The sequence below is a fragment of the Parasphingorhabdus sp. genome (assembly GCF_041748495.1).
Lineage (GTDB): Bacteria > Pseudomonadota > Alphaproteobacteria > Sphingomonadales > Sphingomonadaceae > Parasphingorhabdus.
The window spans coordinates 18,484-29,421 of sequence record NZ_JBGTDD010000139.1; the positions used below are offsets into that span (position 1 = coordinate 18,484).

Consider the following 10,938-nt stretch of genomic DNA (forward strand, 5'->3'; position numbering starts at 1 on the left):
CGCGGCATCAATGGGACTCAATCTTTTGAACGGTTAAAAATAATCATTGTCAGCATTGGAATTTGCACCCTCAGCCAACCGTTGTATAGCCTTTGCCCCAATGGACAAAAACATTAAAGCCTCTTTCGACAATTCGGACCGATATTCCGGTGAAAGGCCAGATTTCTTGCCTGACCAGTCGATCGTGCTGGTCGGCTTGATGGGCGTGGGTAAAACCACTGTGGGTCGACGACTGGCCAAACGACTGGGTCTTGGCTTTGTCGACGCGGACGAGGAAATCGAGCGCGCGGCGGGGCTGACGATCGAGGAAATATTCAATAAATTTGGCGAGGAATATTTTCGTGACGGCGAACGGCGCGTGATCGCGCGATTGCTGGAAGGCAAGAGTCAGATCATCGCAACCGGTGGTGGTGCGTTTATGAACGATGAGACCCGGGCGTTTATTCTTGAAAAGGCAATCGCCATATGGCTGGACGCTGATCTGAATACGTTGGTCAAACGTGTCGCCCGCCGCAATACCAGGCCCTTGCTGAAATCTGGCGATCCGGGGAAGATACTGGCCGATCTGGCGAAAAAGCGAAATCCCGTTTATGCGACCGCGCATATTCATGTCACCGGCAATGATTCGCCTCATGAGATAACCGTCGAGAAAATTATCGAGGCATTACAGCATTGACCCAGATCACCGTCGAACTTGGCGACCATAGCTATCCCATATTGGTTCAGCCGGGTGCGCTGGAACAGTCAGCCGCGCACCTCAAAGCCTTTGCCAGCAACGACCGGCTTTTTGTCCTGACAGACGTCAATGTTGAATCGCATATTCTGCCGGATCTACAACGCAGCTTTGCCGGAAGCGGGATCGAGCTGGTGGTAAAAAGCCTGCCCGCAGGGGAGACCAGCAAGAGTTGGCGCCAATTGGAAAGGGTTACGGACTGGTTGCTTGCCGAGGGGGCCGAACGATCGGATACCGTAGTGGCCCTCGGCGGTGGCGTCATAGGCGATCTCACCGGCTTTGCAGCAGCGATCGTGAAACGCGGTTGCCGGTTCGTCCAGATACCCACCAGCCTGCTTGCCCAGGTGGACAGCAGTGTCGGCGGCAAGACGGCGATCAACAGCGCGGTCGGCAAGAACCTGATCGGCAGTTTCAACCAGCCCCGCTTCGTGCTGATCGATCCACTTGTCCTGAACAGCCTGCCCGCTCGGGAATTGCGGGCGGGCTATGCCGAGGTGGTCAAATATGGACTGATCAACGACCCCGAGTTTTTCGCCTGGTGCGAGAGCAATGGCAGCAGGATTCTGGCCCACGATACGGAGGTTCTGAGTGAAGCGATCATTCATAGCGTACGCGCCAAGGCGCTGATCGTCGGCGATGACGAGAAGGAGCTTAGTGGCCGCCGAGCGCTGCTCAATCTGGGCCATACATTCGGTCATGCGCTTGAGGCAGAGACGGGGTTTTCGGACAGGCTGGTCCATGGTGAGGCAGTGGCGGCCGGGATGGCGCTGGCCTTCGGATATTCGGTGCGCCGCGGTCATTGCGATGCGGCTGATGCGGAGCGGGTCAGATCGCATCTGAAGTCGGTCGATCTGCCTTATGATCTGGCGACTGCATCGGTCCGGGCTTCCGGGCAGCGGTTGGTCGACCATATGATGCACGACAAGAAAATGAGCGGTGGCACCCTTCCCTTTCTGCTGGCCAACGGGATCGGGCAGTCATTTCTGGCGAAGGATGTTGATTTGAAGGACGTTGCCGTCTTTCTCGACGAATCCGACTAGATCATGGGGTCGGCGGCAGGCCGGTTCCAAATCTGAGGTCTCCGCCAGCGGACATGTCGCCGGATTTGATTTGCGCTTCCAGCCGGTCGCAATCGCGCTGTCGGAAATCTTCGTCGGCCTCGTCGATCAGGCTGTAGTCAATGTCGATCGCATGCATCGTCTGCTTGGCCAGATCGATGGCAGACTCAAATACTTCACGCTTCATCCCGACAATGCCCAGTCCCTTCAACGCGACCAGCTGGCGACGGTCATAGACGCGGACCAGTAGTTTGGTTTCGGGGAAGGATTGCGCGATCGCCCGCACCTTTTCCGGCCCGAAATCCCTGTCATCCATGCAAAAGACGATGGCATCCGCTTCAGCTCCCCCCGCCCGGCGCAAGAGGTCGACCCGGGTGCCGTCTCCATAAAATACCTTGGCGCCAAATTGTTCATGAATATCAATTTGTTCCGGCTTGATATCGATGAGGGTCAAAGGAATTCTTGCGCTTATCAGCATCTGCGAAACGGTCTGCCCGAACCGCCCCTGCCCGACGATGATCACCGACGCCCGCTCCGCATTGCCGGGATCCTCGAGATTGGTCGATTTTTGGCTGGCGCCATTGCTGAATCGCCGCGAAAGCAGCATAAGAAACGGGGTGGTTGCCATTGAGACCGTGATGATCGCCCCGAACAGGCTGCTGGCCTCGGGTTCGATCAGCAGCGCCTTTTCAGCTTCGGCAAACAGGACAAAACCAAACTCGCCGCCCTGACTGAGCAGCATTCCCATCGCCAGTGCCGGATTGGTGGCCATTCCGAAAAGCTTGCCCAGTCCGAAAATGATCGCGATCTTCACTGTCACCAGCGCAGCCGCCGCGCCCAATACGAAGAATGGATTTTCGATCACGACATTCAGGTCGAGCATCATGCCGACGGCAATGAAGAAGAACCCGAGCAACAGGGATCGAAACGGGTCAATATCGGCTTCCAGCTCGTGCCGATAAGGAGAGTTGGCCAGCATCACCCCGGCAATGAAAGCACCCAGCGCCGGGGAAAGGCCGATAAATTCCATCAGTGCTGCCCCACCGAAGACGGCGACGAGACCAGCGACAATGAACAATTCACGCTCGGCAATTCGGCCGATCACCTTGAGCAGCGGCTGCAAAAGATATCGGCCGATGAGGATGAGTCCGACAATCGCGATGACGGCGTAGAGAGCGGTCAGCCATCCCGATTGATTACCGCTATCGTCCGGTGCGCGGGACATGGCAGCGATGATCGTCAGCAGCGGGATGATAGACAGATCCTGAAACAGCAGGATCGAGAAGGCTTTTTCGCCCGTAGGCGTGTTCAGCCGTCCCGAGGATTGCAGCATCGGCAGCACCTGTGCGGTCGAGGACAGTGCCAGCGGCAGGCCAATGGCAATCGAAGCGGCCAGCGTAAAATTCGTCGTCGCCATGATCAGCAGAAACAGCGCGATACCGCATAATATCACCTGGCTCATGCCGAGTCCGAAAATCGCCTGGCGCAGGCGCATCAGTCGCGCAGGCGCCAGTTCCAGTCCGACAATGAACAGCAACAGGATGATTCCGATTTCGGAAAATTCCAGAATGGTTTCGGCGTTGCTGATCAACTGGAACCCTTGCGGGCCGATCAATATCCCTGCGATCAGATAGCCGAGAACCGCGCCGATGCCGAAGCGCCGGAAGATCAGCACCATGACCAGCGCGGCACCGAGCATGACAAAACCGCCCAACAGCAGATCGGCCATATGGGTCTCGGTTTCCATCGGTCAGGTCGCTTTTTGCTTGGCTGCGGCGTCGGCAAATGCCGCGATCACCGCATCATAGGGGAGTAATATGGCGGCATGACGACCCTTGTGGTCTCTTGCTGCTGTCAACATGTCGACATCCGGCCATTCACCGGGCGATTCGCTCGATCCGTCCAGAAAGGCAGCCAGGCGGGTTCGTGCGGACTCGATATCGGCGGCCGATTTCCCAGTCGCTTCTGCGCCCAAAATAGCTGCCGAAGCCTGCCCCAGTGCGCAGGCATTGATGGCAAAACCGAAATCCTTCAGCTTTCCGTCATCCGTCAGCCTGACGTCCGCCACGGCCTTGCTGCCGCATGTCCGGGAACGCAGTTCGGCCGTTCCATCGGGATGGTCCAACCGGTACTGGTGCGGGATCGACACCGCCAGGCGCAGAATATCGCGCGTGTACAGCACCCCGCTCACTCCGTAGGTTCCGCTTCATCATCGCCGAATACCTGCTGTTCCTCGACAAAATCCACCATGGATTTTCCGCTGGCATTGAGCAGAGGGTAGGTGCGGGATTCCGCCAGCCATTCGGGTCGGGGCTCCTTGGCACCATAGATGGTATCGTAAATCAATATAACCAGCAGATAGAGCAAGGTGGCGCCGATCAGCCCCTTGATCATGCCGAAGCCAAAACCGAGCACACGGTCGATCGGGCCGAGCACGGATTTGCGCGACCGCGCACCAATGGATCGGGCGCCCCAGCGGCCCAGCGCATAAATGACTATGACAATCGAGGCGAATGCCAGCACCGAAGCACCACTTTCACTGCCAACCGGACCGATCAGCCGGTCAGCAATCGGTGTATGCAGAGCGCGTACCGCGAATACAACCAGGATCCAGACCAGCAAGGACAGCGCTTCCTGAACAAAACCTCGCAGGAAGCCGAGGACGGCGGCCCCGCCCATCAAAACCAGCACTGAAATATCGAGACCTGTCATGCGCTCTAGCTAGTCACGGGCAAGCATATGGTCAACGAGATTGGCGAGTTTGGTGAATTGCAGCTGTTTCATGCTGCTGCCCGTCTTTTCCCCGGAAGCCGGCAGCAGCGCGCTGTTGAAACCGAGCTTGGATGCCTCTTTCAGGCGAAGCGGGGTGCGGGCGACGGGACGTATCTCGCCGGACAGCGCAATTTCGCCGAATATAACGGCGTCGCTGGGCATCGGCCGTTCGGCATGGGCCGAAATCAGCGCCGCCGCAACCGCCAGATCGGCGGCCGGATCGGTAAGTCGGTAGCCGCCCGCGACATTGAGATAGACTTCCGCCCCGGAAAAGCTGAGGCCGCAGCGCGCTTCCAGGACCGCCAGGATCATCGCCAGCCGGGCGCTGTCCCAGCCGACCACCGACCGGCGCGGAGTCGCCCCGCTCGCCAGCCGCACGGTCAGCGCCTGGATCTCGACCAGCACCGGTCTTGTTCCTTCGAGCGCCGGAAATACGGTGGCGCCGGTGACTTGCTCGCTGCGATCGGTGAGGAACAGGGCGGAAGGATTAGACACTTCGGTGAGCCCCGCTTCTTCCATCGCGAAGACGCCGATTTCATCGGTGCCGCCAAAGCGGTTCTTGATCGCGCGCAAGATACGGTATTGATGGCTGCGCTCACCCTCGAAGCTCATCACCGTGTCGACCATATGTTCGAGCACCCGCGGACCGGCGATGCTACCATCCTTGGTGACATGACCGACCAGCATAACCATGGTACCATGTTCCTTGGCGAACTTGATGATCTCCTGAGCCGAGGCGCGCACTTGGCTGACCGTCCCGGGAGCGCCTTCGATCAGATCGCTGTGCATCGTCTGGATTGAATCGATCACGACAAAATCGGGCGCATTGCGGCCCAGGGTGGTCAGGATATCCCGGACCGAGGTGGCCGAGGCCAGTTTGACCGGAGCCTTGCCCAGCCCCAGCCGGCGCGCCCTGAGCCGCACCTGATCCGCCGCTTCCTCGCCCGAAATATAGGCGACCGACAGGCCCGCCTCTGCCAGACGGGCGGAAACCTGCAAAAGCAGGGTCGATTTGCCGATCCCGGGATCACCGCCCATAAGGGTTGCGGAACCCGCCACCAGCCCGCCGCCGACAGCGCGGTCAAATTCGGCAATGCCGGTCTGTCGGCGGTCGGGCAGCGCAATCTCGCTATCCAGCCCGACCAGCCGCACCTCGCGGCCGCCGTTCTGCAAATTATGCTTCGACGCGAAGACGGTTTCGCCCGCCTCCTCGACCAAAGTGTTCCACTCGCCGCAGTCGGCGCACTGCCCTTCCCAGCGATGCGCGATTGAGCCACAATTCTGACAGACATATTTTCTTTTCGGTTTGGCCATGAAAATTATGTAGCAGAACAAAAAAGGAACGCCAGCGATATTACCAGGGTCACACGGTTCACACCCCCTAAGAGAGAGAATGCAATGCGCCCGACACGGCTCGCGCAGGGACAGGAGCAAGATGGCTCTTGCCTGTCGGCGGAGGGAGTGGCGGGTTCATGGATATGGTTTAGCAGAAGGGGTGTGCTGTAGGAAAGCGGGTTTTGCTGGACTGGATCGCACATATTGCCCTATTCCTGCTTGCACCGTCCCCGCCATCCTGTAGTTAAATGCCCATGCGGCAGAAAGAACTCAGACTGGCCTTGATCTGCTATGGCGGTGTCAGCCTGGCCATCTACATGCACGGCATTACCAAGGAAATCTGGAAGCTGGCTCAGGCGAGCCGGGATTTTCATGATGGCGCGCGGGTCGACCAGTGCAGCCGCGGAATCTATTATGACATATTGCAGTGGCTGGAGCGGGAAACCGATACGCGGCTGAGGGTGCTGCCGGATATCATTGCCGGGGCCAGCGCGGGCGGGATCAATGGGATATTCCTGTCGCAGGCGATACTCTCCGGCCAGTCACTCGATCCGCTGACCGATATGTGGCTCGAGACCGCCGATGTCGACAAATTGCTCGATCCCGATGCACGGCCGCTGTCGCGTTTCTCGAAATTCTGGGCGGAACCGATTGCCTGGATGGCGCTAGGCCGCAAGGGCGGCGCGGTTGAGCAGACCGTGTCGAAGGAAGCGCGCGAAGAGGTCAAGATGAAGTTGTCGCGCTTTGTCCGCGCGCGCTGGTTCGCGCCGCCCTTTGGCGGCAAGGTGTTCAGTGGCCTGATCTGGGATGCGCTGGCGGCGGTCCGGGCGACCGAACGCGGGCCGCGCCTGCTGCCGCCGGGGCAGCCGCTCGACCTGTTCGTGACGGTGACCGATTTTGTCGGCCATCCGGAAAAGCTGCAGCTGCACAGCCCGCCCGACGCATTCGAGATGGAGCATCGGATCACCATCGGCTTTTCGACGCGGGGCAAAAGGGATGATGCGATCGCGGATCCGGCTGCCTTGACCTTTGCCGGTCGTGCCACCGCCAGTTTCCCGGGGGCCTTCCCGCCGTTCACGATCCGCGAGCTGGACGCGCTTTTGGCCGACCAAGACTATGTTTGGGAAGGACGGTCTGCCTTTCTGAAGCGCGTGCTGCCTAATCAGTTTAGCGCCGGGACGGCCGAGGATACGGTGTTGATCGATGGTTCGGTACTGGCCAATGCGCCCTTTGCCCAGGCGATCGAAGCGCTGAAGAACCGGCCCGCCAAGCGGGAAGTCGACCGGCGCTTCGTCTATATCGATCCCCGCCCCGATCTCGACGTGGTCAAGAGCGACCGGGCGATGCAGCGCCTGCAGGCGGCGCAGGACACCGACGATGAAAGCCTGCCCGGCTTTTTCTCGACGATCTTCGGGGCGATCTCCAATATTCCCCGCGAACAGCCGATCCGCGACAGTCTCAACGCAATTGCCGGGCGGTCGAACCGGATCACCCAGATGCGGCTGATCACCGAAAATTTGCGCGGCGAGGTCGAGCAGCATGTCGAAGGCCTGTTCGGGCGAACGTTTTTCCTCGACCGGCCGACGGCCGCGCGAGTGGCGGCCTGGCGCCGCAAGTCGCGCGACAAGGCGGCCAAGCTCGCCGGATTTTCTTATAGCGCTTATGGGCATCTCAAGCTGGCGACGGTGATCGAGGATATCGCGAACACCGTCCGGCGTGCCAAATCCGATCCCAATGCCCATAATCATACCGGCTTGCGCAGCGTCTTGTGGGCCGAGATACGCCGGCTTGGCCTCGACAATGTCGGGCTGAAAAGTGGCGGACCAACCAAGCCTGCAGCGGAGTTTTTCCGGCAGCATGATCTGGGTTTCCGGGTGCGGCGCCTGCGTTTTCTGGCCCGGCAGCTGGCCGAAGATCTCGACCGCGCCGAACCCGCGGATTATGAAGCCATGGAGGGGATGCATGAGGTCGTTTACGATTGCCTTTCGCTCTATATCGAACGCGAGACGATCGACTATCTTGGCGAAGATTTCGTTCGCATCGCCGAACGGGCCGATGAACAGCCAGGCGCGATGCTGGCGGCGCTGGCCAAGGCCCGCGACCTGACCACTGCCGACGCGATTGTCGATGCCAAGCTGGCGGCGGCGCTGGCGGTGATACCGAAGGCGGAGAAGCGTTCGATGCTGCTCGCCTTTCTCGGCTTTCCCTTTTACGACATTGCCACATTGCCGCTGTTGCAGGGCGAAGGACTGGACGAATTTGATCCGATCAAGGTCGACCGGATATCGCCGGAAGACGCGAGAACGATCCGCAAGGGCGGGGTTGCGGCCACATTGAAGGGGATCGAGTTCAACAATTTCGGCGCCTTTTTCAGCCGCAGCTATCGCGAGAATGACTATCTCTGGGGCCGACTGCACGGCGCCGACCGGATGATCGACATCGTCCTTTCCACGCTGCCCGTGTCGAAGCGGCCCGGTGACGCCATCATCCTGGGCTTCAAGAAAACCATCTTCCGCCAGATCATCGACGAAGAGGAGCCGCGGCTAACGATGACCGGACCGCTTATCGCGTCGTTGCGGGAAGAGATCGAGAATGCAACGCTCTAGCTGATGTGAAGTGGCTAGTGCGGATGCTCCTCTGCATGCGCCGGCTTTTGCAGGCTCTTGTAGACGGCCTCGACAAAGGCATCGCCCTTGATGAAGGCATCGGGATTGACGTCCCATTGAGCCGCCGGTTTCATCGCCTGCACTTGCTGCAATGACTTACCTTCGCCCTGGGCCTTTTCGACCGCTCCAATCACGCTTTTCAGCATGTCGCGATAGGCGATCAGGTCTGCCCTGGTTGCGATCGGTCCGTGGCCGGGGATGATCCTCGTCTCGTCATCGACCATGGTCAGCGCCTGTTCCGCTGCTGCCAGCACGCCCCGCGCGTTGCCGCCGCTGGTCAAATCGACGAATGGCAGGGTGACCTTGTGGAAAAACAGATCGCCCATGTGCAGCACATTGGCCTTCTTCCAGAAGATGATGCTGTCGCCATCGGTATGGGCGTGTTTCATATGCTTGACCCGCACCTCATCGCCATTGAGGTGGAGCTTGATGCCGTCATGATAGGTGATCACCGGCAAGGCTTCGGGAGCGGCTGGCGGAGTCGAATCATTGCCCTTGACCAGACGGTCACGGACATGGTCGTGGGCCATGATCAGCACGCCGGACTGGCCGAGATTCTCGTTGCCGCCGGTATGGTCGCCATGCCAGTGGGTGTTGATAAGATATTTGACCGGGCCCGCGCCGAGATCCTTCACTGCGGCCTGGATCTTGATGGTCAGCGGGGCAAATTGATCGTCGATCAGGACGGTTCCGTCCGGACCATAGGACACTCCGATATTGCCGCCGGCTCCAAACAGGACAGCAACCCCGTCTGCCAACACTTCAGCCTTGATCTCGACATTGGCGAAACGGTCCGCTTCCTGGGCATTGCTCTCGCTGCCAGCGGAGAGCGCCAGGGCGGATGTTGCCAGTAGCAGTGCGGCAAAGGGTTTCGCTATCGGCATGGGACTGTCTCCTGTTTATCTTCGGCCCGTCTGCGCTCGCTGCGCTCGATCGCCAATATTGGCTCCGGACATATCATCGAAACGATGCCGCCGCTATCCCTTGGCAAAAAACATCAGGTTGACCAGCCGGCCGTCCTGCGCCGTCTTGCCAAAGGCCGGGCCGCTGTTGTGGAACATCCAGGGACTGAACAGGATCAGCCGGTTGAAGCGCATCGGAACGGTCATCACCCTGGTCCACTGCGCCGGATGGCTGGTGTCCCTGTTCACGACATCCTCGATCAGCGCGTTGATATCGCCATAGCCGGCTTTCTGGATCGACAGCATATCCGTCGGCACCCGCTCCAGACCGGTCCGCTTGTGGCGGAAAAATTCGGTACCGCCTTTGCAATGTTCGGGCAGCGAGAGATAGAGTATGCCGGAATAGAAGGCCGGATCAATATGCACGCCGCTGCGGCCCTGGTCGCCTTTCAGGGTGATCCGGCAATGCAGGTGGCTGGTATCGGGCGCGGCCTTGACGGGTGCGTTGATGATGGAGCCGATGCGCTCGTTCAGCCCCAGGATCTCGAGCGGCTTCGTCGAGATATGGCCGGGATAATTGCCATGCTTGTTGCCCGGGTCATAGTCGAGTGCCAGCGCGGCGTTGCGCGCGGCCAGCGGGTCGGCGATAAAATCATCGATGATGAGCAGGGATGGCAGCATCAGCAGGCGCTTTGCCAGGACAGCGGAGCGACAATCTCCCGCACGGCATATCGGGTCATATTGTTCATGTTAAGAGCCTGTTTCCTGATGAACTTTACAATCTTTACAGGGTTAAAGACTAAATCCCCTGCTTCCTGCCCGCGACGCAAACTGCCGCCCAAGCCATTGGCAAGGTTAAGAAAATAGAAAAGGAAATGCGGAACGGCCATTTTGAAACCCTAACACGATTGCCGCGCTGTAGGACATAGATTTATTGTTTATCCTCGCTGTTTGTCGAATGTCCCATTGAACCAAGGACGTAGTGCGAGCACAGAGCGGTAATGACTGATAGTCCCTCTCATCGTCATGCTGAACTTGTTTCAGCATCCAGAGCGACAACCCCGAAAGTCTGCTGCAAGACGCTCTGGACCCTGAATAAAGTTCAGGGTGACGAGTGTAGAGTTCAGGGTGACGAGTTGTTGATAGGTGCGTTCGCTCGTTGGTCATTGCGAGGAGCCGAAGGCGATGCGGCAATCCAGAGCGTCTTGCCGCCATCGTCGGTGATTGCCGCTCTGGATTGCCACCCCCGGATCAAGTCCGGGGTCGCAATGGCGGCGGTTCTAGCTTGGTGGAATGGGATGGGTATCGATCGTTTCAGGCATCACGGCCTTACTCGGTCAGATCTTCCCAGGCGTCTTTCAGCTTGCCGAAAAAGCCGGTCGAATTGGGCGTCTCGGCACCGGTTTCGGTTGCCTGGAAATCGCGCAAAATCTGCCGCTGCTGCTTGGACAATTTGGTCGGGGTCTCGACTT

Annotated in this window: 10 protein-coding genes; 3 read left to right on the plus strand and 7 right to left on the minus strand. The window is 59.1% G+C overall.

All coding sequences use genetic code 11. From position 1 onward, the window contains the following. The first annotated feature begins 166 nt into the window (after window positions 1–166). Together ACEW8J_RS12345 and aroB are read left to right on the plus strand one after the other, a co-directional pair. The gene (locus tag ACEW8J_RS12345) at window positions 167–676 is read left to right on the plus strand and encodes a shikimate kinase (RefSeq protein ID WP_373491946.1); all 510 of its coding nucleotides are present in this window, start codon (window positions 167–169) and stop codon (window positions 674–676) included. Next, window positions 673–1,773 carry a 3-dehydroquinate synthase gene (aroB, locus tag ACEW8J_RS12350; RefSeq protein ID WP_373491947.1) on the plus strand — a complete coding sequence of 367 codons (1,101 nt, stop codon included), beginning with the start codon at window positions 673–675 and terminating at the stop codon, window positions 1,771–1,773. The genes ACEW8J_RS12345 and aroB overlap by 4 nt, the downstream gene beginning before the upstream one ends. Window position 1,774: 1 nt before the next feature. Here the strand turns inward: aroB and ACEW8J_RS12355 are convergent, their stop codons facing one another. From ACEW8J_RS12355 to radA, 4 genes are read right to left on the minus strand one after another with little or no spacing between them, the layout of a single operon-like run. Further along, window positions 1,775–3,538 carry a monovalent cation:proton antiporter-2 (CPA2) family protein gene (locus ACEW8J_RS12355; protein WP_373491948.1) on the minus strand — a complete coding sequence of 588 codons (1,764 nt, stop codon included), beginning with the start codon at window positions 3,536–3,538 and terminating at the stop codon, window positions 1,775–1,777. A gap of 3 nt (window positions 3,539–3,541) precedes the next feature. After that, the gene (locus tag ACEW8J_RS12360) at window positions 3,542–3,982 is read right to left on the minus strand and encodes an iron-sulfur cluster assembly scaffold protein (protein WP_373491949.1); all 441 of its coding nucleotides are present in this window, start codon (window positions 3,980–3,982) and stop codon (window positions 3,542–3,544) included. Continuing rightward, window positions 3,979–4,503 (minus strand): CvpA family protein, encoded by a 525-nt coding sequence (locus ACEW8J_RS12365; RefSeq protein WP_373491950.1) that lies wholly within the window; start codon window positions 4,501–4,503, stop codon window positions 3,979–3,981. The genes ACEW8J_RS12360 and ACEW8J_RS12365 overlap by 4 nt, the downstream gene beginning before the upstream one ends. A gap of 9 nt (window positions 4,504–4,512) precedes the next feature. Further along, complete coding sequence (radA, locus tag ACEW8J_RS12370; RefSeq protein WP_373491951.1) at window positions 4,513–5,877, minus strand: DNA repair protein RadA; 1,365 nt, start codon at window positions 5,875–5,877, stop codon at window positions 4,513–4,515. Between the two features lie 275 nt (window positions 5,878–6,152). Here radA and ACEW8J_RS12375 point away from each other — a divergent pair, with 275 nt between their 5' ends. Continuing rightward, entirely contained in the window at window positions 6,153–8,504 is a 2,352-nt protein-coding gene (locus ACEW8J_RS12375) for a patatin-like protein (protein WP_373491952.1), read from the plus strand. Window positions 8,505–8,518: 14 nt separating this feature from the next. Here the strand turns inward: ACEW8J_RS12375 and ACEW8J_RS12380 are convergent, their stop codons facing one another. The 3 genes from ACEW8J_RS12380 to ACEW8J_RS12390 form a co-directional block, all read right to left on the minus strand. Beyond that, on the minus strand, window positions 8,519–9,448 hold the full coding sequence (locus tag ACEW8J_RS12380) for an MBL fold metallo-hydrolase (RefSeq protein WP_373491953.1): 930 nt from the start codon (window positions 9,446–9,448) through the stop codon (window positions 8,519–8,521). Between the two features lie 93 nt (window positions 9,449–9,541). Continuing rightward, on the minus strand, window positions 9,542–10,147 hold the full coding sequence (locus ACEW8J_RS12385) for a DUF6445 family protein (protein WP_373491954.1): 606 nt from the start codon (window positions 10,145–10,147) through the stop codon (window positions 9,542–9,544). After that, window positions 10,147–10,356, minus strand: coding sequence for a hypothetical protein (locus tag ACEW8J_RS12390; RefSeq protein ID WP_373491955.1), 210 nt, complete (start codon window positions 10,354–10,356; stop codon window positions 10,147–10,149). The genes ACEW8J_RS12385 and ACEW8J_RS12390 overlap by 1 nt, the downstream gene beginning before the upstream one ends. Window positions 10,357–10,938: the final 582 nt, after the last annotated feature.